Source organism: Bradyrhizobium sp. JR3.5 (assembly GCF_054057015.1).
Genome location: NZ_JBSRYV010000002.1, coordinates 2590885 through 2611894 on the forward strand (window position 1 = coordinate 2590885; position 21010 = coordinate 2611894).

Here is a 21010-nt window from a genome sequence, read left to right on the forward strand (position 1 = left end):
CCGCCACGGTTCTTTTTGTTCTGCGCAGCCGATCTGGAAATTATCGCGCCGATGACTCAGGCGTCCAGTCATCAGCGCCAGTTATCCAGAGACGGCATGACGGTATCGATTTACGCTGCGCGTGATGTGCCGACGCGGCGCTCGGGCCGCTGCGACGACATCGACTCCTCTTCCATATCCTGGGGCGCGCCCCAAAATTCCCGCACCGTCGGCCCGTGCTTCAATCTGCGGGCGCGCAGGAAGCCGAGAATCTCGTGCGGCCAGACCCGGCGTCCCATCTGCGTGTACCAGCGCATCGCATGAAGAAGTCCGGCGTCGCGATGCAGCAGCACGCGGAGCAAGGCCTTCGGGCGGCACTGCAGCACCATCTCGGTGAACTTGAACCAGAGCAGCACCCGCCACGGCGGCATGTGCCGTGTCGCCAGCACCTGATGCTTGTAGTCCCAGAGCCTGCGATCGGTCTGGATGACGCGCCGTTCTGCCGCGAGACGGAAATACGGCGTCCAGCGATGCGGCGTGACGTAGAGCATCTGGATCTGATCGGGATCGTAGGACAACAGCTGGCGCAAACCGCGCCAGTGATCGCGATCGGTCTCCTCCTCGAAGCCGACCACCCAGGTCGCCATCGACAGGATGCCGTGCTGGCGCATCAGGCGGATCGCCTCGCGATCGATCGTGGTGGTCGCGCCCTTGCGGATCAGCTGCAGCGTCTTTTCGTCGGTGTTCTCCATGCCGAGCAGGAAGCGCTGCCAGCCCGCCTTCTTGTAGAGATGCAGGATGTCGGCATCGCGGACGATGTCGTCGGCGCGGGTGGAGCCGACCAGGATCAAATCGACATTCTCCGCGATCAGGGCCTCGAGGAAAGCTCGCCAGACCTTCTTCGAGACGGTGGGATTCTCGTCGGCGAAATTGATCACCTTGACGCCGTGCTCGCGATGGAGCCGTGCCAACTCCCTGGCGAAACGCACGGGATCGCGGTGCCGCCATCGCGTCCAGAAGCCGCGCTGGCCGCAATAATTGCAGAGATGCGGACAGCCACGCGAGAACTGCATCACGACGGCGCGCAGCCCGCCCCAGTAGCTGTAGCGCGCGTGATCGATCAATTCCCAGCCGACGCGATAGGCATCGAGATCGCGGATGACCGGCGCGGGCCGCGTGGCGCGTGGCCCCCCATCGTCGCGGAATGCGATGCCGTCGATGCTGCCGAGATCGCCGCCATATTCCAGCGCCCGCATCAGGCGGCGCGCGATCTCCTCGCCCTCGCCGCGCACGATCGCGGTGACGTAGGGCTCCTCGCGCAGAATCTCGCGCCAGTGATAGGTCGGGAACACGCCGCCGTAGACGATCAGCGTCCCGGGCACAGCCCTGACGACCGCCTGCGCCACCTCGGCGATGACGGGATGGCCCGAGGTCGAGCCGGAGTGGCCGAACAACACCGCATCCGGCGAAAACCGCGATGCCTCCGCCAGGATAGTAGTCAGCGACATCGGCCCGAACTCGGCATCGAGAAGACGGACTTCATGTCCGTCGTCGATCAGCGGACCGCCGATCGACAGCAGGCCGAACGGCGGCAAATGATCGTCGGGGATCCGGCTGCCGATCGCCGGATGAGGCACGTTGATGAGAAGAATGCGCATGGATGATCGCTCCCGCTTTGGTTGGCGTGATCGTTCGTCCCCGCATCTTGTGTAAGGAGAGCCCAACCCCCCGGCCGGGCTTTGAGAAGAGAGCAGCTTGCGCGGCTTGACGCGCTAGAGGTTCGGCACCTCCGCCGGCGCGATCGCGGTCAGCCCGCCGAAACGGCGCTCGCGGCGATGGAACGAAGAGAGCGCGTCGGCGAGATCGTCGGCATCGAATTCCGGCCACATCCGCTCGGTGAAATGCAGTTCGGCATAGGCGCCTTCCCAGAGCAGGAAGTCCGACAGCCGCTTCTCGCCCGAGGTGCGGATGATCAGGTCGACATCGCGCAGGCCGGCCTCGCCGGTGATCAGATCGGCAAAAGCCTCGCGGCTCACCTGGCCTGCGCCGGCGACGCGCGCGGCGGCGTTCAGGATGGCGTCGCGCGCCGAATAGTCGATCGCGATGCGCAGGTGCAGCGTGGTGCCGTCGGCGGTCTCGGCCTCGGCGCGCGTGATCGCGGCGGCGATGCCGTCGGGCAACCGGTCACGGCGGCCGATCACGGTGAGGCGAACGCCGTTGCGCACGAGGGCTGCGATCTCGTTGGCGAGATAGAACCGCAGCAGCCCCATCAGCGCCGTGACTTCGGCTTTCGGGCGGCGCCAGTTGTCGCTCGAGAACGCGTAGAGCGTCAGCGTGCCGACGCCCTGGTCCGGTGCGGTCTCGACGATACGGCGGATCGCCTCGACGCCGGCCTCATGTCCGCGCAGGCGCGACAGGCCGCGCCGTGTCGCCCAGCGGCCGTTGCCGTCCATGATGATGCCGACGTGGAGCCGTCCGGCTACCTCCGGCTTGAGCGCGACGTTACTTTGCATCACAAAGTCTCCGGACAAAAATGGGATGATCAAATCGGCTGGATACCAAGGCGGCGAGACCTGCCTTCGTCTTTGCCGGCGGCGCTGGCCGCGTCGCGCACCAGCTGCTCGAGCACGGCGAGATAGTCGAGGAAGCGGCGGCGGCCGCTCTTGGTCAAACGGCAGGTGGTGTGCGGGCGATTGCCTTCATAGCCCTTGATGACGTCGACGAGGCCGGCCTCCTGCAGCACCTGCAGATGCCGGCTGAGATTGCCGTCGGTCAGGCCGCAGAGCTGCTTGAGATCGGCGAAGGCGAGCCCCTTCGGATGCGCCATCAGCGAGGTCAACAGGCCGAGCCGTGCCTTCTCGTGGATGACGCGGTCGAGGCCATCATAGGCGAATGGCGCGGTGGTCAGGTCAGTCTTCGGCATCATTGCCTCCGGAAGCGAAATACAACAGTGCCGCGAGCAGCAACTGGCCGATCGCGAACGGCAGTCCCATGGTCCAGGGCGACAGCGCGTGACTCTGGCTTGCGATCAACAACACCGTGAAGCCCGAGAGGAAGTACCAGGCGCCGCCGAGCGCGATCGTGCGCGGCAGCAGGCGGACCGAGGCGAACACGCCGAGGCTGACCAGCACCTGCCACAGGCCGGGCAGCATCCACAGCGTCTCGGGCGCGAATTTCCATTGCAGGATCGCGAGCAGCACGCCGGCGATCACAGCGGGAACGAACTGCTCGATCGCCTGCTGGACCATCGCATCCGCAAGGCCCGAATGATGCCGCCGCGAGCGCGCCTGCATCTCGATCCAGATCAGCAACGCGGACAGCAACGCGGCGGCCGCCCAGCCCGCGAGAAACACAATCGGATGGCCGGTGGGATTGTCGAGCCAGAGATATTGCGCAAGCGCCGTGACCAGCGCGATGCCACTGGTGGCGGCGACCGTCGCCGGACCGTAGCCGCGGAACGCGGTTCCGGCCGCAATCTGGCTGCGGATCGCGAGAATATCGGCCAACGCCTTGTCGAGGTCGCGCATGTTTTGCCCGCACTTTGTAATGCAAAGTATACGGGATTGCCAAGTAAACGCAAGCGGCATCGCGCGGCGTGCCGAGCGTGATGTTTAACGGCCGGTTACCGCGCGGATTGCGGCGAAACCGTGCCGCCTCAGACCTTCACCAGACTCGCAAAGCCGCCATAGATCATGCGCTTGACGTCGAACGGCACGTCGCCCGTGCCCATCGACGCCAGCCGAGGATCGGCCATCACCTTGGCGTTGATCCTGTCGCGCTGGGCGCGTGACTTGTAGGTGATCCAGGCAAACACGACGGTTTCAATTTCACGCTCTGCGGAAACGAGGTCAGCTTGCCCGGCTTGACGTCGTCGGCGACCCATTCGCGATAATCCAGCGCACCGTGCGCGCGCCAGACCTTGCCGGCCTTCTTGGAGAGTTGCGCGTAGGCCTTGAGATTCTTCTTCGGCACGGCGACGACGAAACCATCGACGTAAGGCATGGGCGTTTCCTGTTGTTTGGTTTCGCCGTCATTGCGAGGAGCAAAGCGACGAAGCAATCCATCTCGACGCTTGCGGCGCGATGGATTGCTTCGCTTCGCTCGCAATGACGATCAGGAGTGACAACAGGATGCCTGAACCGGCGTCGGTTGGTATTGGTCACGTAGCCGCACCCAATCCATCGGATAGGGCAAGCCCTCCTCGTGGCGGCCGATCGGCGTCAGATCGAGGTAGTGATAGGCCGCATTCATCATGTCGAGGCCGCGCGCGAAGGTCGAGTAAGTGTGGAACACGCTCCCCTTCTCGTCGCGGAAGAACACGCTGATGCCAGGCAGTTCAGGACCATAGAGCGGGGTGGTTCCGTAATTGTATTTCGCGTCCCCCGCATCGATCTGCGCTTGGGTGAACGACACACCGTAATCGTAATTGAAGTCATTGGTGCCCGACGACACCCAGTCGAAGGTCCAACCCATCCGCTGCTTGAAGGCCTCGAGCTTGGCCAGCGGCGCCCGCGAGACCGCGATCATCGTGGTGTCGCGCGCGGCGAGATGCGGAACCATGCGTTCGAAGCCGTCGACCCAGAACGAGCAGCTCTTGCAGGCTGCATCCCACTCCGGCGCGAACATCACGTGCTGCACCACGAGCTGCGGCCTGCCCTTGAAGAGATCGCCGAGCGTCACCTTGCCGTCAGGCCCGTCGAACACATAGTCCTTGTCGACCTTCACCCAGGGCAGTTCACGGCGCTGCCGGCTCAGCGCCTCGCGGGCCTGAGTCAGCTCCTTCTCACGGGTCATCAATGCCTTGCGGGCTGCGATCCATTCTTCGCGCGAGACGATCTTGTGCTGTTGCATGAGATGCTCCTTTGCGGTTCAGGCGTCGACATACTGTGCCAGATTGCCGAGGAATTCGGTCCAGCCGCGCTGGTGGTTGTCGCGCGCGGTCTCGTCGACGAACTGCGCGTGATGGAAGGTGAGCAGTGTGCCGCCGGCATCGGGCTTGATCGACACGGTCACCTCGGACTCGCGTTCCGGCGTCGAATGCCAGGCCCAGCTGAACACCAGTCTCTCGTTTGGCACCACCTCGCGATAGACGCCGCCGACCTCGTGATATTCGCCGTTGGTGCCGGTGAACTTGATCCGGTAGCGGCCGCCGACACGGACGTCGAGCTCGGCCTGCGTCGTGCCGGGCTTGACTTGGCCCGGGCCGAACCACTGCACTAGGTTTTCCGGCTCGGTCCACGCGGCGTAGACTTTTTCCGGCCGGGCGCGGAGGCGCCGCGTGAGGGTGAGGCTTGGACGCGCGGCAAGGCCGGCGTCGGCTGCGGATTGGTTTGCCGATTTAATTGCCATGGGTCTTCCTCCACAAAAGCGGCAAGGCGGTCGAGATTGTCGGACCAGAATTGCGCATAGCGATTGAGCCAGTTCATCGCCTGCTCCATCGGCCTCGCGGTGAGCCGGCACGCCACCGTGCGGCCGGTCTTTTCGCGGGCGACCAGGCCGGCATCCGTGAGCACGTCGAGATGTTTCATGATCGCCGGCAACGACATCGCGAATGGCTGCGCCAGCTCGCTCACCGACAGGCTTTTCCCGCTCGCCGAGCCGCGCCAGAAGCGCGCGGCGGGTGGGATCGGAAAGCGCAGCAAAGGTGCGGTCCAGCGCCTCGTCCTGATACTTAACCATACGGTTTAGTATAGACGCAAACGGCTCGGCGTCAAGCGCAGCGCTTCACGATTGCGTCAATGCCGGAGCATCATCATGCCAGATGGTTGGAATGACCGAGAGCGGAAGCGCCCTCACGTCAAACCGCTAGCGCCGGTGGTGGTGATGCCGGTGCCGGTACGGCCGCGATTCCGGCTGCAGCTGCTGACCGAACAGGAAGCGCGGATTTTCGCCGCAGGCGAGATAGCGTCCGGACACGCTCGCAAGGCACTGATCATAGGTCTGGTAGCCGCATTCACCGGGATAGCCGAGGCTCGGGCCCTGTGCGCACCACGGGTAATCATAGGGATCGGCGGACGCGCGATCGATGCTCGCCGCACCGGCAAGCGTCATCGTTCCCAACACAAGCACTGCCAATCGCGATGTGCGCATGATCCCACCCGTTCCGACTCTCAAGATGCCGCAATCAATCAACCGCGACATATCGGGTCAAGTTCCTGAACGCCATCTTATTCGGCGTCAGGGCCGGTCAATTCTTAGAGTCCCGGTCTTGGAGCCCGGGCGCAAGACAAGTCCGCCCCTTGCGGCCGGACCTGTCCCGCATTTGCAGCCCGAAGACTACTCGACCTTGAGGCCGGCGAACTCGACCACCTTCTTCCACTTGTCGGTCTCGGCCTTGATGTCGTTGCCAAAGGCGTCCGGCGTCTGGATCAGCGAGTCGCCGCCGAGCTCGACCAGGCGCTTCCGCATATCGGGTTCGGCGAGAACGGCGTTGATCTCGGTGTTGAGCTTGGCGATCAGCTCCTTCGGCGTGTTCCTCGGCGCGCCCATGCCGAACAGCGCGCTTGCTTCATAGCCCTTCACGGTCTCGGCGATCGCCGGCACGTCCGGCAATTGCGAGGAGCGCTCCGTCGTGGTCACGCCGAGCGCGCGCAGCGAACCGGAGCGGATGTGCTGGATGATCGAAGGCATGTTGTCGAAGATCACCTGCACCTGGCCACCGAGCATGTCGGTGATCGCAGGCGCGGCGCCGCGATACGGCACGTGCTGCATCTTGCAACCGGTCATCGACATGAACATCTCGCCGGAGAGGTGTACCGAGGTGCCGTTGCCGGAAGAGGCCATGTTCACCTTGCCGGGATTGGCCTTCACATACTCGATGAACTCGGCGACGTTCTTCGCCGGCACGTCCTTGTTGACGGTCATCACGTTCGGCACGCGGTTGAAGGAAGCCACCGGCGCGACATCGCGCACGAAATTGAACTTCAGATTCGCGTAGAGCGAGGCGTTGATGTAGTTCGCCGGATTGACCAGCAGCACGGTGTAGCCGTCCGGCTCGGCGTTGATCGCAGCTTCGGTGCCGATATTGTTGCCGGCGCCCGGCTTGTTCTCGATCACGAACTGCTGGCCGAGCTTCTCCGACAGCCGCTGCCCGATCAGGCGCGCGATGATGTCGGTGGCGCCGCCCGGCGGATAGCCAACAATCCAGCGCACCGGTCGCGCCGGATAGTCGGCAGCCGAAGCGCGGCCGATCGCGAATGTCGAAATCCCCGACCCGATCAGGCCCAGCGCGGCGCGGCGTGAAATCATGAAGTCTCTCCCAATCCCGCAGGGTTTGACCCCTGCCCGTTTCTGTTGCGTTGCGTGCGGCGCGGTTTTAACAAACAATGTCTGAAGCGGCCAGTGCGACACGTGCGACACCGACCGCGACGAAAGGCTAAGCCTCGGCTCTGCATCAGGCCGAAGCGTTGAATTCTTGTCTAAGACTCTGGACCGAAGAGGATCGATCATGTCCGTCAAGGTGAATGGGCTCGACCATTTCGTGATCAACGTCACCGATGTGGTGCGCTCGGTTGCCTGGTACAGCAGGATCCTCGGCATGGAGGTGAAGGTGTTCGACCCCGGCAAGGGCAAGACACCGCGCACCTCGCTGGTGTTCGGCAACCAGAAGATCAATGTGCGGCCGCGCGACGCCGACAAGGTGGAATGGTTCACCGCCGATCATGAAGCGGCCGGCAGCGACGATCTCTGCTTCCTCACCTCGAGCACGCCCGAGGCGGTGGTCGCGCATCTGAAGGCCCATGGCGTCAAGATCGAGGAAGGCCCAGTCGCCAAGCAGGGCGCGCGCGGCACGCTGCGCTCGGTCTATTGCCGCGACCCCGACGGCAGCCTGATCGAGATCTCGTCGTATGAGAGGGATCCAAGCTAGCCATCGTTCGTCATTGCGAGCGAGCTGTTCGCGCGAATGCGCGCCCGACGACAGGCAGCGCGAATGGATCCATCCGTTCCGTGCGGCGGAACGGAATTGCTTCGTCGCATCAGCGCAAAATGACTTTGCAAATCCCGATTTGCTCTCGGCGCACGCCGGTGGCAGAACTGATCCCAACCAAGATCAATGGCGGCCGGCAAGGCTGCGCGGGAGGACATATGACGACTTCACAGCCAGTGCCGGGCATCGTCGGACCGTTTGCGGGGCTCGACGTGCCATGGCTGCTCAGGATGCGCGCCGAGGTACGCCGCGATCATCCGTTCCTGATCTGGGCGCCGTTCGATGCGCCGGCGCGGCGCTGGAGCTACGGCGAATTCCATGAGCGCGTCGGCGCGCTCGCGGCGGGCCTCGCCAAGCGCGGCATCAAGCAGGGCGACTATGTCCTGATCCATCTCGACAACTGCGTCGAGGCGATCATGTCGTGGTTCGCCTGTGTCGAGCTTGGCGCCATTGCCGTCACCACCAACACCCGCTCGGCTGCGGCCGAGATCGACTACTTTGCCGGCCATTGCGGCGCGGTCGCCGCGATCACCCAGCCGGCCTATGCCGAACTGCTATCGGCCAACTGCAAGGGGCTGCGCTGGATCGCGGTGACCTCGCACGATGCGGGCCAGGCGCCGACACAGGCGCCCGCGCGCGGCGACAGCTTTGACGCGCTATTCGCCGACAGCGCCGACCGGCCGAAGCGCCCGATCGATCCGCTCGCACCGTGCAGCGTGCAATACACCTCGGGGACCACGTCGCGGCCGAAGGCGGTGCTCTGGACGCATGCCAACGCGCTATGGGGCGCCAAGATCAACGCCGCGCATCAGGATCTGCACGCCTTTGATGTGCACCAGACCTATCTGCCGCTGTTCCACACCAACGCGCTGGCCTATTCGATGCTGGCAAGCCTGTGGGTGGGCGCGACCTGCGTGATCCAGCCGCGCTTCTCGGCGAGCCGCTTCTGGCCGGTGGCGCTCGAGCACGGCTCGACATGGACCTCGACAATCCCGTTCTGCATGAAGGCGCTGCTGGAGCGCGAGGTTCCGAAGAACCACAAATTCAGGCTCTGGGGCACCGCCGTGAACGAGCCGCCGGCATTCGCCGTATTCGGCATCAAGATCATCGGCTGGTGGGGCATGACCGAAACCATCAGCCACGGCATCATCGGCGAGGTCGACCAGCCGAACCCGCCGATGTCGATCGGCCGCGCCGCGCCCGAATATGAAATCCGCATCACCAACGATGATGGTACGCCGACCGGCGTCGACGAGACCGGCAATCTCCTGATCAAGGGCATTCCCGGCCTGTCGCTGTTCGCCGAATATCTGTATAACGAGAAGGCGACGCGCGAGAGCTTTGACGAACACGGCTATTTCATCACCGGCGACCGCGTCACGATGCTGAAGTGCGGCTATGTCAGGTTTGGCGATCGCTCCAAGGACATGCTCAAGGTCGGCGGCGAGAATGTCGCGGCCTCCGAGATCGAGCAGGTGATCGCGGTGGTGCCGGGCGTGCGCGAGGCCGCCGTCGTGGCGAAGAAGCATCCGATGCTGGACGAGGTGCCGGTCGTCTTCATCATCCCGCAAACCGGCGTCGCGGCGCTCCCCGCCGATCTGCACGACAAGGTCATGACCGCCTGCCGCTCCGCGCTCGCCGACTTCAAGGTGCCGCGGGAAATCCGCTTCGTCGACGAGATGCCGCGCTCGACGCTGGAGAAGGTTGCGAAGGCGGAGCTAAGGAAGATGCTGGAGTAGACCCTTATCAATCATTGCGAGCGAAGCGAAGCAATCCATGGTTCAGCGCATGCGGGACAATGGATTGCTTCGTCGCTTCGCTCCTCGCAATGACGCTCAATTCACCTCAAACCGGATCGGCAGCTTCTTCGGGCCACTGACAAAATAGGCCTGCGTCATCTTCACCTCGCCGGCGAGGCTGAGTGATTTCAGGTGCGGCAGCAGCTCCTCGAACAGGATGCGCATCTCGAGCTTGGCCAGATACTGGCCGAGGCAGAGATGCGCGCCATAGCCGAACGCGACGTGGCGATTGGGCTTGCGGTCGCTGCGGAAGCGATCGGGATCCTCGAACACGTCCTCGTCGCGATTGCCCGAGGCGTAGCACAGCATCAGCCAGTCGCCTTTCGCGATTCTGCGGCCGCCGAGCTCCGTATCCGCGGTGACCGAGCGCATGAAATGCTTGACCGGAGTCATCCAGCGGATCGCCTCGTCGACCAGGCCCGGGATCAGTTCCGGGTTGGCCTTCACCTTGGCAAACTCCGCGGGGTCCCTGGCCAACGCCCAGATCGCGCCCGCGGTCGAGGACGAGGTGGTGTCATGGCCCGCGGTCGCGACGATCATGTAATAGCTGGTCTGATCGTGCTCCGGCATGTAGTCGCCGCCGATCTTTGCGTTGGCGATGACCGTGGCGAGATCGTCGCGCGGGTTCCGGCGGCGATCCTCGGTGATCTTGCGGAAGTACGCGGAGAAGTCGGCGATGATCGCCTGCAACATCGCCGAGACCTGTTCCGCGCTCAACGCCTCACGGACGCGCGCGGTGTCGGGATCCTGAGGGCCGAACAGCTCCTGCGTCAGCTTGAGCATGCGCGGCTCGTCCGCCTCGGGCACGCCGAGGATCTCCATGATGACGTGCAGGGGATAGCCGAGCGCGACGTCCTCGACGAAATCGCAGGCGCCGCCGCGGTCGAGCATGCGCTGCACTGTGGCACGCGCGATCTCGCGGACGCGGCCCTCGAACTTGCCGAGATTGGCCGGCATGAACCAGCCCTGCGTCAGCGCGCGGTATTTCGGATGGTCGGGCGCGTCCATCTGCACCAGCGAGCGCACCAGATTGGGCCCGCCGGTGATCTTGCGCACCCGCTCCTCGAGCGCCTGCGTCGTCAGCGTGGTCGGGCGGTCGGCATTGTGGAACAGCTCGTTCTGCCGGCTGATCGCCTGGATATGCGCGTGCTTGGTCACCACCCAGAACGGATCGAAGCGGTCGGGCCGCGCGATGCCGAGCGGGTTATTGGCGCGCAGCCAGCGATAGCTGTCGTGGATACGGTCGTCGGCATAGGCGACGGGATCGACGAGGGTTTCCGCGATGTTGGCGGGGATGTCGAGATCCCCGGTCGTTGTCGTGTCCATGATCGTCCTCACCTGCCCAAGCACCGGTCGCGCCGATGATCGCCGAAATCTAGGCGGAGGTAAGGAGGACGACTTGCGTTGATTGGCTAGGCGCCGCGCCGCACACGCTATTGCGCGGCATAGCGGAGCAATGACGGCGGGCTCAATAATGCCCGAACGCCACCGGGCGGAACGCCTGCAACAATTGCTGGTCGAGCTTGCCGCCCATCTCCTCCATCATGGAGAACGCCTTGGCGTGGGTGAATTGCAGCCGGTAGGCGCGCTTCTCGACCAGGGCGGCATAGACATCGACGATCGTGGTGACGCGGACGATGTCGCTGATCTGGTTGCCGCTGAGACCGTTCGGATAGCCGGTGCCGTCGAGGAATTCGTGATGGTGCAGGATCACGTCGAGCATTTCCGGCGGGAAGCCGCCCTGCGCCGACAGCGCCTCGTAGCCGCGGCGCGGATGTTCGCGCATCTCGGCCATTTCCTCGACCGTGAAAGCGCCGGGCTTGTCGAGCAGCGCGACCGGAACGAACGCCTTGCCGACATCATGCAGCAGTGCGGCACGGGCGAGCCGGCGCTGGTCGTCTTCGCGCATGCCGAGATGCTGCGCGAACGCCACTGCAAAGCCGGTCACGAACAGGCAGTGGCGATAGGTCTCCTGGTGATGGCAGCCGACCGTGGTCAGCCATTCACGCAGCGAGTTGTGCTTGATCGCCTTGAGGATCTTGTTTTCGGCGGCAACGATGTCCTCGAACCTGAGCGGCTCGCCGGCGCGCATCCGCTCGAACATCTTGACCATGACGCCGTGCGCAGCTTCGACGCCGCGATTGAGCGCCTTGCCGCGGTCGGTTTCGTCATAGCCGCTGTTGTCGGGAAACGCGGCGCGGATGCGTTGCAGGATGCCCCGCGCATCGAACGGCCGCGAGATCGTGTCGGTGGCGCCGAGCGCCCAGGCCTGCATCGAGGCGTGATGCAACGCATCCGCCAGCACGAACAGCCGCGGCATCTCGCGATAGGCGTCGGTCTGCAGCTTGGCGCGGACCAGTTGCACGGCTTCGGGCGAGCGCAAATTGATGTCGACCACGATGCCGGAGAGATCGCGGGCCGGCTGCTCGGGAATATCCGAGGTCGGAACGGTATCGACCTCGCCCACCGAGCGCAGGATGCTGGCGAGTTCGTTGCTCTGATCGCTTCGATCTGACGCCAGCAGCAGGCGGCGCTTCGAAGTCTGGTTATTGGCCAAGGCAGTCATGACATCCCCGTCGCGGTAACGACCGACAGTGGACGCTACCTGACGATGCGTTCCCTCCGGCTTAATGGGGATGCTGAACGGCGGTTAAGCGCAATGGATACAATTTGAGGAACCGCCAAATCCGCCAGCAGAATCAGGCCCGCCGAAAATGCGTGGGGGCGGCCGCAGCGCCGGCGAATCATGAATTTTTGCAGCGTCAAAGGCATCGACGCCGCCAGCATCCGGCGGACGCTTGGGGCAAAGAAAGACGCCGGAGAGCGGTCAAGCTCTCCGGCGTCTTCATTGGTTCAGGCCGTTACGCCTTCATCGCAGCCTTGACGGCCTCCGCGGTGATTGGCAGGCCGCGGACGCGGGCGCCGACCGCGTTGAAGACGGCATTGCCGATCGCCGGCGCCACCACCGTCACGGCGGGCTCGCCGACGCCGGTCGCCTTCTCGCCATTGGCGATGACGTTGACCGCGACTTCCGGCAGCTGGCTCATCCGAAGCGGCGTGTAGGTGTCGAAATTGGTCTGCTCGATGCCGCCGTCCTTCAACGTCGCCTTCTCGAACAGCGCCAGTGACATGCCCCACAGCGCCGCGCCCTCGACCTGGGCCCGGATGCCGTCGGGATTCACCTGCGTACCAACGTCGGTCGCAACCGTCAGCTTCTTCACCGTCACCTCGCCCGACGGGGCGACGGCGACGTGGGCGACGCAGGCGGTCCAGCTCGCCGTGGCGCGCTCCTGCGACGACACGCAGGCAACGCCCATGCCTTCGCCCTTGGGCAGCTTCTTGGTGCCGTAGCCGGCGAGACCCATCGCGGCGAGCAAGGTGTTACGGAGACGCTGCGCGCCGCCGTCATTCTTGCCCTTGCCGTCGAGCAGCTCGACGCGAAGCAGGGCCGGGTCCTTGCCGGTCGCATGCGCGATCTCGTCGACCATGCTTTCGACCGCCCAGAACGTCCAGCCCGGCGCCACCGAACGGAGCTGACCCGACGGGGTGGCGTTGTGCGCCATCTCGTTCTTGATCGCCCGCACATAGTGGTTGGGGACAGTGTAGAAGAAGTCCGAACCGTTCACCGTGAAAGCATCGAGCGGTCCCTTCTTGTCGACCGAGGGCGACAGGAAGTCGGGGATGCCCCAACGCTGGGTCGGCCAGGCAGAGACGACATCGTGGCTCAATGCGACGAGCTTGCCGTCGCCGTCCACGCCAGCCTTTACTTTTTGGTAGGTCAGCGGACGCGAGAAATCCATCGTCATGTCGTTCTCGCGCGTGTAGATGACCTTGACCGGCTTGCCGACGGCCTTGGCCGCCTGCACCGCGGGCACCATCATGTCGGCGTCGAGACGCCGGCCGAAGCCGCCGCCCAGCCACATCTGATGCATCACCACGAACTTCGGATCGATCCCGGCGGCGCCGGCCGCGATCGCGCCGGAACGCGTCGCAAACTGGTTGCCGGAATAGATGTGCAGGATATCGCCCTTGAACTCCGCGGTGGCGTTCATCGGCTCCATCGGCGCGTGGATGTTGATGTTGGTGGTGTATTCCGCCTCCAACACCTTGGCCGCCGTGCCGAAGGCTGCGTTCGGATCGCCGTCCTTGACGAAGAACTCGCCGGAATCGCTCAACCCCTGAAGCCGCTTGGCCTCGGCGAACAGCGACTCGCTCGACAATTTGGCGTTCGGGCCGCCATCATAGCTCACCTTCAGCGCCTCGGCCGCTTTCTTGGCCTGCGCATAGGTGTTGGCGACCGCGACGACCCAGCCGGTCGTGGTCGTGGTCTTGTCGTCCAGGGTGACGGCCTTGATGAAGCCCGGCACCTTCTTCGCCGCGCTATCGTCCACCGACTTCACGGTGGCGCCGTAGCGGACCGGCGGGGTGACCAGCGCGCCGTAGACCATGCCCGGCAGCATCACGTCGATGCCGTACTTGGCCGTGCCGTTGACCTTCAACGGAATGTCGAGCTGCGGCACCGAGACGCCGATCATGGTGTACTGGTCGGCAGACTTCAGCTTGATCGCCTTCAGATCATCCGCCGTGAAGGTCTTGGTCGCCTTGCCGCTCTTCACCACTTCGGCAAACGACATCGACTTCTTCGACTTCGGATGGCTGATCGTCGACGCACGCACCACCAGCTCGCTGGCCGGCACGCCCATCGAGGCCGCCGCCGCCTCGGTCAATGCGATGCGGCCGGCAGCGCCGGCGCGGCTCATGGCGTCGAAGTTCATCATCGTCGACCAGCTGCCGCCGGTGATCTGCGCGCCCAGCACGGGATCGTTGAACTTCGGATCGTTGGAGGCGAGCTGGACCCGCATGTCCTTCCAGTTCGCGCCGAGCTCTTCGGCCACGATCTGCGCCATCGTCGAGGCGACATGCTGGCCCATGTCGGCCTTGCCGCAGGTCACGGTGACGAGACCATCGGGCGCGATCGAATACCAGACGCTCGGCTCGAAGTTGGCGGGTGCCGGCGCCGCGAGCGCCTCATCGATGCCGGACGCGGCGTAGCCGAGCACGAGGCCGGTTGCAGCGGTGCCGACCAGGAAGGAACGGCGGCTGAGATCGGTCGTCTCGGGAGCGAGGTTTTTCACGTGCTTGTTCATGTGGCCCTCCGCTCGGATCCGGTGGCCGATGCGGTGCGCATGTCGGACGCAGCGCGCATGATCGCCTTCTGGATTCGTGAATAGGTCATGCAACGGCAGAGGTTGCCGTCCATATGCGCGACCACTTCTTCCTTCGTCGGATTGGTGTTCTTCGACAGCAGCGCTGCCGCCTGCATGATCTGGCCGGACTGGCAGTAGCCGCATTGCGGCACCTGCTCGGCGACCCAGGCCTTCTGCAAGGGATGTTCGCCCTTGGCGGAGAGGCCTTCGATGGTGGTGATCTTCTTGCCGACGGCGTCGGCGAGCGAGGTCTGGCAGGACCGCACCGCTTCGCCGTTGACGTGAACCGTGCAGGCGCCACAGAGACCGGCGCCGCAACCGAATTTGGTGCCCGTCATCTGCAATTGCTCGCGGATGACCCAAAGCAGCGGCGTGTCATTGGCCGCCTCGACGGACATATTCCGTCCGTTGATATTGAGATTTGGCATCTCTCTCCCCTTCCGGTGTAGGAAGCCGCTTACGGCGGCAACTCACTGTTGGGTCATGGCTGGCGCCCACCGGGTAAGCGGCAGTTGCCGAAACAATGATCCGGTTCCTGGCTGGAGGCAATCCAATTTGGAATTGCTCGAAAGGAATAAATTTCGGAAACTACCTGTTGTGCGATGCGGCAACGGCATGAAGCTTTTGAAATGCCAGTATTGATGCCGTATCGATCACTCCTACCAAGGTCGGTAGCGCTGCCGGACCTGACATCGACAACAGAAGGAGCCCGTCAATGGCCAAGCTCAACCGCAGCGGCGTCGATATCTATTACGAGATTCACGGCAGCGGCCCGTCTCTGATCCTCACCCACGGCTATTCGTCGACGTCGGCGATGTGGCACGGCCAGATCGAGGCGCTGTCGAGGCGGCACAAGCTCATTCTCTGGGACATGCGCGGGCACGGCCAGTCCGACTATCCCGACAATCCGGATGCTTACAGTGAAGCGGCGACGGTCGGCGACATCGCCGCCCTGCTCGATGTTGCCGGCGCCGACAAGGCGATCGTCGGCGGCCTGTCGCTCGGCGGCTACATGTCGCTTGCCTTCCACCGCGCCCATCCGGAGCGGGTGCGCGCGCTATTGATCATCGACACCGGCCCGGGATTCAAGAAGGTCGACGCCCGCGAGGTCTGGAACACGCGCGCCCGCGACACCGGCGACCGCTTCGACCGCGAAGGGCTCGAGGTGCTGAAATCCCTGAGCGCCGAGCGCGCGTCGGTCACGCATCGCAACGCCAGGGGCCTGGCGCTCGCCGCGCGCGGCATGCTGGCGCAGCGCGATGCGCGGGTGATCGAGTCATTACCCGGGATCAAGGTCCCGTCGCTGGTCGTGGTCGGGGCCGACGACACGCCGTTCCTGGCGGCGTCCGACTACATGGCGGCGAAGATCCCGGGCGCGCAGAAGGCGGTGATTCCGAACGCCGGCCATGCCGTCAACATCGACCAGCCGCAGGCCTTCATCGCCGCCGTGCTGCCGTTCCTGGATCGTCTCGAAACCGGCGCAGCGTGAAAGGCCAAATGAAGGATCAGGCCATGAAGACGATCGCCGTCGTCCTGCTGCTGACTGGGGCCGCCACGGCCGCCAGCGCGGAGAAGCTTCCGCCGTTCGGCGGACCCGCATCGGCTTTCACCGCGACGCTGTCGAACAACACGCCGCTGGTGTTCGGCATGGGCGTCGCGGCCGCGCAGCGCGCGCTCGGCACCCCCTTCACCCATGTCAGCGGACGGCCTGGCAACGAGATATTCCTGACCTTCCGCGACCTCGGCGGCAGCGGGCTGTTTCCGCACCATGACCGCCTCTTCCTGCAATTTCGCAAGCACCGGCTGACTGGCTGGAAGGCTGACTGGGGCGAGAACTGGATGTGGCGCTAAACCTCATCGATGAGCTTCATGCAACCCCCAACATGACAAGGATGGACCATGGGACAAGACATCAAACTGAAGGCTTCTGATGGATTTGAACTCGGCGCCTATCGCGCCGATCCCGCTGGCGCGCCGAAGGGCGCGATCGTGGTGATCCAGGAGATCTTTGGCGTCAACCACCACATCCGCTCGGTTTGCGACCGGCTGGCGAAGGAAGGCTATGTCGCGGTTGCGCCGTCGATCTTCGACCGCATCACGCCGAACTTCCAGAGCGGCTACTCCCCCGATGAGGTGGCCGAAGCGCGCAAGAGTTCGTCGCCAATCCGGACTTTGCCGCGATGCTGCGCGACAGCCAGGCAGCGATCGACGCGGCGAGGTCGGTCGGGCCGGTCGGCATCATCGGCTTCTGCCTCGGTGGCAGCATCGCCTATGCGGCCGCCACCAAGCTGACCGGGCTCTCGGCCGCGATCGGGTATTACGGCGGCGCCGTGATCCGCTTCGCCGACGACAAGCCGACCGTGCCGACGCAACTGCATTTCGGCGAGAAGGATGCCGGCATTCCCTTGAGCGATGTCGAGACCATCAAGTCGAAGCGGTCCGAGGTGGAGGTCTTCATCTATCCCGGCGCGCAGCACGGCTTCCATTGCGACGAGCGCGCAAGCTACGACAAGGCGAGCGCCGACATCGCCTGGCCGCGCAGCATGGAATTTTTCGGAAAGCATTTGAAGAGATAGGGCGCCGCCTTCTCCAACTCGTCATTCCGGGGCGCGCAAAGCGCGGGCTGCAGGTGCGCAATTGCGTAGTGGGGAATCTCGAGATTCCGGGTTCGATGCTGCGCATCGCCCCCGGAATGACGAAGGAGGTTGTCCTTCGTCAAAACCAGCGCTCGCCGACGAACACCGTATCGCCTGGGCTCATCGGCGTGCCCAGCGGCACCACGAAGCGGCCGGAGCCGGACGCATCGGTATGGGTGAGGGTGACCTGGTCGCGCTTGGCGCGCGGCGAGAAGCCGCCGGCGATCGCGACCGCGCTCTCGACGGTCATGTTCGGCACGTAGGGATACTGGCCGGGAGCCTGGACCTCGCCGAGGATGAAGAACGGCCGGTAGGACTCGATCTCGACCGCCACCGAAGGATCGCGGATGAAGCCGTTGCGCAGCCGTGCCGAGATTTCACCGGCGAGCCCAGCCGGCGTGCGGCCGCGCGCCGGCACCGAGCCGATCAGCGGCATGGTGATCGAGCCGGCGGCGTCGATCGCATAGGAGTTGGTCAGGCCTTCCTGACCGTACACCACGACGCGGAGCTTGTCGCCCGGGCCGAGATGATAGGAGTTGTCGTAACCGGCGGGCCCACCCGGTGCGGCGGCATAAACCACCGGGGCGGTCCCCGGCGCGGCATAGCCATAACCAGGAGAAGTACTGGCAAAGGCGGAACGCAGTGCGCTGATCGCACCACCACCGCCGGCATCGGCAACCGGGCCGGATGCGTAATCCGGTCCATAGGTGACGGCATCGACACCTTGCGGGCCGACAGCAACCGGACCCGACGTGCTCATGCAGCCAGACAGCGCGAGCGCAGCCACAACGGCAGTGATCGGCAATCGTAACGCGCGTGCAACCGGCACCGGACCTATCCCTCAACGGCGAGACAAGCCCAGTCTTGCACCACTTATGGTTAATAAAGGGTTTTCGAGAACCGAATGGGGAGCCGGAAAGCCGGCCTCCCCCTCGATTTGGAGCATGATCCGGAAAAGTGGGAACCGGTTTTCCCTCGCGACAGACGCGAAAGCGTTTGCGCGGAGATCATACTCAACAGAAGCAGCGATCAGGCGGTGACGCCGACGCCGATCGGGCAGGACACGCCGGTGCCGCCAAGCCCGCAATAGCCCGCCGGATTCTTGGCGAGGTATTGCTGATGGTAGTCCTCCGCGAAGTAGAACTCGCCGGCCGGTGCCACTTCCGTCGTGATCGCGCCGAGGCCCTTGGCGGCGAGCGCCTTCTGATACATCGCCTGCGACGCATCGGCGGCTTTGTGCTGCGCGTCGCTGAACGCGTAGATCGCGGAACGATACTGCGTGCCGATGTCGTTGCCCTGGCGCATGCCCTGCGTCGGGTTGTGGTTCTCCCAGAATGTCTTCAGCAGCTTCTCGTAGGAGAGCTTCTTCGGGTCGAACACGACCAGCACGACCTCGGTGTGGCCGGTGCGTCCCGAGCACACCTCTTCATAGGTCGGGTTTGGCGTGTGGCCGCCGGCATAGCCGACCGCCGTGGTGTAGATTCCGTCGCCGAGTTCCCAGAACTTCCGCTCCGCGCCCCAGAAGCAGCCCAGCCCGAACACGGCCTGCTCGAGGCCTTGCGGATAGGGCGGCGTCAATTTGCTGCCATTGACGAAATGCGTGGTCGCGGTCGGGATCGGCGTCGCGCGGCCTGGCAGCGCCTCGGCGGCGCTTGGCAACGCGGTGGTCTTGCGCATGAACAACATGGATACCTCCGGGCGGGACATCGGCCGACGCGGCAACGGCCTGCGGGCCGGCTGTCACCTATATATGTCCTTACGCGGATGATGGCAGCCCCGTTACTGACGGCCGCGGCCAACAGGGTTGTAGCCAACTCAGTCGCGTGCGTAGCCGATCAGCGGCTTGCGCGGCCGGAACAGGATCATCAGCAGGATGCCGGCAATGCCGAGCACCGCGAACACCGGCTGCTCAAGAAGCACGCGGATCACGCCGTTCCAGAGCCAGGGCGCGAAGCGATCCACCCAGGCATGGAACGCTTGCTGGCTCGACTGATGGATATCATTCCAGAACTGGCCGAATTGGGTAAAGCGCAGGCTCTGGTCGGCGACGTAGCGGGCCCCGTCATAGACCATGAAGATGAAACTGCCGGCCAGCAGCAAAAGGCCGATCAGGCGGAAAAAGCCGCGGATCATGCGTCACCCTAACTCCCTGTCGCGCCCCACGCGTCGACAGGCCTTACCGGGCGCCCCCCGGAAATTCAACCTCTTCAGCGGCTTATCCGGCCCTTGCGAGGCCGATTTCGGGCCCTTTTTCGGTCCCGAAAGCGTTGACGGTTAAGCCTGTGCCATCTATAAGACCGGCCGATGGCGGCGGGCGCAATCCTGCCGCCGCTGTTCTTTGGACAGTGCCGCATGCGGGGGCCGCATTATGCGCCTTGGCATGGCCGCCTCAAGGACACCCAAGAAAACCACCTTGGACAAATACATCAGAGTTGAGATTTGAACCGGCCGGTGCGCGCAAGCCCGACCACCGAGCGATCACCGCCGAAGGACAGTTAGAGAACCATGGCCAACACCACCTCCGCCAAGAAGGCGACCCGCAAGATTGCCCGCCGCACCATCGTCAACAAGTCGCGCCGCACGCAGATGCGTGGCGCGGTGCGCACCGTCGAGGAAGCAATCAAGAGCGGCGACCGCGAGGCGGCACTCAAGGCGATGAGCCACGCCGAGCCCGAACTGATGAAGGCAGCGCAGCGCAACATCATTCACAAGAACCATGCGAGCCGTAAGGTGTCGCGCCTCACGCAGAGCATCGCCAAGCTCGCCAAGTAAGCTCAGCGAGTACAGCTCGCCGCGTGAGCTGACCGAAGAACACATTCGTCACGAAGCCCGGCTCGCGCCGGGCTTTTTGTTTTGGTCTCGCATTTTGTCGTGGAAGTCTCATAGCGCGAGAAGAGTCGGCGTTGCCGCGCAACGAACTGCGTGTCATGTTTCGTCGCGTCCGTAGTTCTACCGGCTCATTATGCTTAATGCGCCGCACTCGCGCACAGATTGTTCTGCACTAAGCTAGATAGATGGAATAGTGCGCGAATATCTCGCGTTGAAAATTGCGCAGCGGGGTTACCCTGCAAAAGTAATCGCGAAAAATGACGTCTCGCGAATTACTTATGCACATAGCGCTGAACAGCGATTGGAAAAATGACCGGCGCGAGACCAAATGTAAATTTTCTATGAAAAAATTTTGGTATTGCACCGTCGTTTGTGACACGCGTGAATCTGTGCGCTGATTCAAAACCTTGCTTTCGCAACTCAGCGTCGGCAACACCGCAACAGTCGCGAAGAGTCTCGATCCCCGTCGAATCCACGGATTGTCAGAAAATGCGCTTGGTGTATTTATTTCTTGTTCGCGACGCCCACGGATCTCCAGATCAGCGCGGTTTGAGACCCAAGGGCGGACGTGCAAATCGGCGGCGGTGTGCGCGTTAGCGACGCTTTCCAAGCGAAGCTAGATTGACGGCTCAT

At 64.0% G+C, this 21010-nt stretch carries 21 protein-coding genes and 3 pseudogenes; 7 read left to right on the forward strand and 17 right to left on the reverse strand.

What is annotated here, in order from left to right; genetic code table 11:
- Positions 1 to 110: 110 nt before the first annotated feature.
- The 8 genes and pseudogenes from bchE to ACVWW1_RS29310 form a co-directional block, all read right to left on the reverse strand.
- Positions 111 to 1637, reverse strand: a complete 1527-nt coding sequence (gene bchE, locus ACVWW1_RS29275) for a magnesium-protoporphyrin IX monomethyl ester anaerobic oxidative cyclase (protein ID WP_456658302.1) — start codon at positions 1635 to 1637, stop codon at positions 111 to 113.
- Between the two features lie 114 nt (positions 1638 to 1751).
- On the reverse strand, positions 1752 to 2492 hold the full coding sequence (locus ACVWW1_RS29280) for a di-trans,poly-cis-decaprenylcistransferase (protein ID WP_456658303.1): 741 nt from the start codon (positions 2490 to 2492) through the stop codon (positions 1752 to 1754).
- A gap of 29 nt (positions 2493 to 2521) precedes the next feature.
- Positions 2522 to 2902 carry a transcriptional regulator gene (locus tag ACVWW1_RS29285; RefSeq protein ID WP_176534737.1) on the reverse strand — a complete coding sequence of 127 codons (381 nt, stop codon included), beginning with the start codon at positions 2900 to 2902 and terminating at the stop codon, positions 2522 to 2524.
- Positions 2889 to 3506, reverse strand: a complete 618-nt coding sequence (locus tag ACVWW1_RS29290) for a hypothetical protein (RefSeq protein ID WP_176534736.1) — start codon at positions 3504 to 3506, stop codon at positions 2889 to 2891. The genes ACVWW1_RS29285 and ACVWW1_RS29290 overlap by 14 nt, the downstream gene beginning before the upstream one ends.
- 128 nt (positions 3507 to 3634) lie before the next feature.
- A pseudogene (locus ACVWW1_RS29295) lies at positions 3635 to 3981 on the reverse strand (DUF1428 domain-containing protein).
- A 111-nt stretch (positions 3982 to 4092) separates the two neighbouring features.
- On the reverse strand, positions 4093 to 4830 hold the full coding sequence (locus ACVWW1_RS29300; protein ID WP_456658304.1) for a DUF899 domain-containing protein: 738 nt from the start codon (positions 4828 to 4830) through the stop codon (positions 4093 to 4095).
- A gap of 18 nt (positions 4831 to 4848) precedes the next feature.
- A pseudogene (locus tag ACVWW1_RS29305) lies at positions 4849 to 5211 on the reverse strand (SRPBCC family protein); the annotation flags it as partial.
- Positions 5196 to 5525, reverse strand: a complete 330-nt coding sequence (locus ACVWW1_RS29310; protein WP_456660701.1) for an ArsR/SmtB family transcription factor — start codon at positions 5523 to 5525, stop codon at positions 5196 to 5198. The pseudogene ACVWW1_RS29305 and the gene ACVWW1_RS29310, both read right to left, overlap by 16 nt.
- On the opposite strand from ACVWW1_RS29310, the gene ACVWW1_RS29315 reads away from it, so the two are divergent.
- Positions 5506 to 5667: a hypothetical protein gene (locus ACVWW1_RS29315; RefSeq protein ID WP_456660849.1), complete on the forward strand. Its 162-nt coding sequence runs from the start codon at positions 5506 to 5508 to the stop codon at positions 5665 to 5667. The two genes, ACVWW1_RS29310 and ACVWW1_RS29315, sit on opposite strands and share 20 nt — an antisense overlap.
- Before the next feature lie 117 nt (positions 5668 to 5784).
- Here the strand turns inward: ACVWW1_RS29315 and ACVWW1_RS29320 are convergent, their stop codons facing one another.
- Both ACVWW1_RS29320 and ACVWW1_RS29325 read right to left on the reverse strand, forming a co-directional pair.
- The gene (locus ACVWW1_RS29320) at positions 5785 to 6069 is read right to left on the reverse strand and encodes a DUF3551 domain-containing protein (protein ID WP_456658305.1); all 285 of its coding nucleotides are present in this window, start codon (positions 6067 to 6069) and stop codon (positions 5785 to 5787) included.
- Positions 6070 to 6255: 186 nt separating this feature from the next.
- Entirely contained in the window at positions 6256 to 7227 is a 972-nt protein-coding gene (locus ACVWW1_RS29325; protein WP_456658306.1) for a Bug family tripartite tricarboxylate transporter substrate binding protein, read from the reverse strand.
- 199 nt (positions 7228 to 7426) lie between these two features.
- Between ACVWW1_RS29325 and ACVWW1_RS29330 the strand changes: the two genes are divergently transcribed.
- Both ACVWW1_RS29330 and ACVWW1_RS29335 read left to right on the forward strand, forming a co-directional pair.
- Complete coding sequence (locus tag ACVWW1_RS29330) at positions 7427 to 7846, forward strand: VOC family protein (protein ID WP_456658307.1); 420 nt, start codon at positions 7427 to 7429, stop codon at positions 7844 to 7846.
- 218 nt (positions 7847 to 8064) lie between these two features.
- Positions 8065 to 9645, forward strand: a complete 1581-nt coding sequence (locus tag ACVWW1_RS29335; protein WP_456658308.1) for an AMP-binding protein — start codon at positions 8065 to 8067, stop codon at positions 9643 to 9645.
- Between the two features lie 96 nt (positions 9646 to 9741).
- On the opposite strand, the gene ACVWW1_RS29340 is transcribed toward ACVWW1_RS29335, so the two are convergent.
- The 4 genes from ACVWW1_RS29340 to ACVWW1_RS29355 form a co-directional block, all read right to left on the reverse strand.
- Positions 9742 to 11031: a cytochrome P450 gene (locus ACVWW1_RS29340; RefSeq protein WP_456658309.1), complete on the reverse strand. Its 1290-nt coding sequence runs from the start codon at positions 11029 to 11031 to the stop codon at positions 9742 to 9744.
- Positions 11032 to 11173: 142 nt separating this feature from the next.
- Positions 11174 to 12271: an HD domain-containing phosphohydrolase gene (locus ACVWW1_RS29345; RefSeq protein WP_456658310.1), complete on the reverse strand. Its 1098-nt coding sequence runs from the start codon at positions 12269 to 12271 to the stop codon at positions 11174 to 11176.
- Positions 12272 to 12566: 295 nt separating this feature from the next.
- Complete coding sequence (locus ACVWW1_RS29350) at positions 12567 to 14852, reverse strand: molybdopterin cofactor-binding domain-containing protein (RefSeq protein ID WP_456658311.1); 2286 nt, start codon at positions 14850 to 14852, stop codon at positions 12567 to 12569.
- A complete protein-coding gene (locus ACVWW1_RS29355) occupies positions 14849 to 15340 on the reverse strand; it encodes a (2Fe-2S)-binding protein (RefSeq protein WP_176534725.1) in 492 nt (163 codons plus the stop codon). Before ACVWW1_RS29355 ends, ACVWW1_RS29350 begins: the two co-directional genes overlap by 4 nt.
- A gap of 287 nt (positions 15341 to 15627) precedes the next feature.
- On the opposite strand from ACVWW1_RS29355, the gene ACVWW1_RS29360 reads away from it, so the two are divergent.
- The 3 genes and pseudogenes from ACVWW1_RS29360 (at position 15628) to ACVWW1_RS29370 (ending at position 17488) form a co-directional block, all read left to right on the forward strand.
- Positions 15628 to 16401, forward strand: coding sequence for an alpha/beta fold hydrolase (locus ACVWW1_RS29360; RefSeq protein ID WP_456658312.1), 774 nt, complete (start codon positions 15628 to 15630; stop codon positions 16399 to 16401).
- A 23-nt stretch (positions 16402 to 16424) separates the two neighbouring features.
- On the forward strand, positions 16425 to 16763 hold the full coding sequence (locus tag ACVWW1_RS29365; protein WP_456658313.1) for a hypothetical protein: 339 nt from the start codon (positions 16425 to 16427) through the stop codon (positions 16761 to 16763).
- 48 nt (positions 16764 to 16811) lie between these two features.
- A pseudogene (locus ACVWW1_RS29370) lies at positions 16812 to 17488 on the forward strand (dienelactone hydrolase family protein).
- A gap of 139 nt (positions 17489 to 17627) precedes the next feature.
- Here ACVWW1_RS29370 and ACVWW1_RS29375 read toward each other — a convergent pair.
- The 3 genes from ACVWW1_RS29375 to ACVWW1_RS29385 all read right to left on the reverse strand — a co-directional run bounded on the left by ACVWW1_RS29375 (position 17628) and on the right by ACVWW1_RS29385 (position 19681).
- Positions 17628 to 18377, reverse strand: a complete 750-nt coding sequence (locus tag ACVWW1_RS29375; RefSeq protein WP_176534721.1) for a polysaccharide biosynthesis/export family protein — start codon at positions 18375 to 18377, stop codon at positions 17628 to 17630.
- 200 nt (positions 18378 to 18577) lie between these two features.
- Positions 18578 to 19234, reverse strand: coding sequence for a peptide-methionine (S)-S-oxide reductase MsrA (gene msrA / locus ACVWW1_RS29380; protein ID WP_456658314.1), 657 nt, complete (start codon positions 19232 to 19234; stop codon positions 18578 to 18580).
- A 129-nt stretch (positions 19235 to 19363) separates the two neighbouring features.
- Positions 19364 to 19681, reverse strand: coding sequence for a hypothetical protein (locus ACVWW1_RS29385; protein WP_092120555.1), 318 nt, complete (start codon positions 19679 to 19681; stop codon positions 19364 to 19366).
- A 372-nt stretch (positions 19682 to 20053) separates the two neighbouring features.
- On the opposite strand from ACVWW1_RS29385, the gene rpsT reads away from it, so the two are divergent.
- On the forward strand, positions 20054 to 20320 hold the full coding sequence (rpsT, locus tag ACVWW1_RS29390; RefSeq protein WP_173639982.1) for a 30S ribosomal protein S20: 267 nt from the start codon (positions 20054 to 20056) through the stop codon (positions 20318 to 20320).
- Positions 20321 to 21010: the final 690 nt, after the last annotated feature.

Bases quoted from the DNA above. Each gene is read 5' to 3' on its own strand.
- bchE (WP_456658302.1), bottom strand. From the start codon at position 1,637: ATGCGCATTCTTCTCATCAACGTGCCTCATCCGGCGATCGGCAGCCGG.
- ACVWW1_RS29280 (WP_456658303.1), bottom strand. From the start codon at position 2,492: ATGCAAAGTAACGTCGCGCTCAAGCCGGAGGTAGCCGGACGGCTCCAC.
- ACVWW1_RS29285 (WP_176534737.1), bottom strand. From the start codon at position 2,902: ATGCCGAAGACTGACCTGACCACCGCGCCATTCGCCTATGATGGCCTC.
- ACVWW1_RS29290 (WP_176534736.1), bottom strand. From the start codon at position 3,506: ATGCGCGACCTCGACAAGGCGTTGGCCGATATTCTCGCGATCCGCAGC.
- ACVWW1_RS29300 (WP_456658304.1), bottom strand. From the start codon at position 4,830: ATGCAACAGCACAAGATCGTCTCGCGCGAAGAATGGATCGCAGCCCGC.
- ACVWW1_RS29315 (WP_456660849.1), top strand. From the start codon at position 5,506: ATGATCGCCGGCAACGACATCGCGAATGGCTGCGCCAGCTCGCTCACC.
- ACVWW1_RS29310 (WP_456660701.1), bottom strand. From the start codon at position 5,525: ATGTCGTTGCCGGCGATCATGAAACATCTCGACGTGCTCACGGATGCC.
- ACVWW1_RS29320 (WP_456658305.1), bottom strand. From the start codon at position 6,069: ATGCGCACATCGCGATTGGCAGTGCTTGTGTTGGGAACGATGACGCTT.
- ACVWW1_RS29325 (WP_456658306.1), bottom strand. From the start codon at position 7,227: ATGATTTCACGCCGCGCCGCGCTGGGCCTGATCGGGTCGGGGATTTCG.
- ACVWW1_RS29330 (WP_456658307.1), top strand. From the start codon at position 7,427: ATGTCCGTCAAGGTGAATGGGCTCGACCATTTCGTGATCAACGTCACC.
- ACVWW1_RS29335 (WP_456658308.1), top strand. From the start codon at position 8,065: ATGACGACTTCACAGCCAGTGCCGGGCATCGTCGGACCGTTTGCGGGG.
- ACVWW1_RS29340 (WP_456658309.1), bottom strand. From the start codon at position 11,031: ATGGACACGACAACGACCGGGGATCTCGACATCCCCGCCAACATCGCG.
- ACVWW1_RS29345 (WP_456658310.1), bottom strand. From the start codon at position 12,271: ATGACTGCCTTGGCCAATAACCAGACTTCGAAGCGCCGCCTGCTGCTG.
- ACVWW1_RS29350 (WP_456658311.1), bottom strand. From the start codon at position 14,852: ATGAACAAGCACGTGAAAAACCTCGCTCCCGAGACGACCGATCTCAGC.
- ACVWW1_RS29355 (WP_176534725.1), bottom strand. From the start codon at position 15,340: ATGCCAAATCTCAATATCAACGGACGGAATATGTCCGTCGAGGCGGCC.
- ACVWW1_RS29360 (WP_456658312.1), top strand. From the start codon at position 15,628: ATGGCCAAGCTCAACCGCAGCGGCGTCGATATCTATTACGAGATTCAC.
- ACVWW1_RS29365 (WP_456658313.1), top strand. From the start codon at position 16,425: ATGAAGACGATCGCCGTCGTCCTGCTGCTGACTGGGGCCGCCACGGCC.
- msrA (WP_456658314.1), bottom strand. From the start codon at position 19,234: ATGTTGTTCATGCGCAAGACCACCGCGTTGCCAAGCGCCGCCGAGGCG.
- ACVWW1_RS29385 (WP_092120555.1), bottom strand. From the start codon at position 19,681: ATGATCCGCGGCTTTTTCCGCCTGATCGGCCTTTTGCTGCTGGCCGGC.
- rpsT (WP_173639982.1), top strand. From the start codon at position 20,054: ATGGCCAACACCACCTCCGCCAAGAAGGCGACCCGCAAGATTGCCCGC.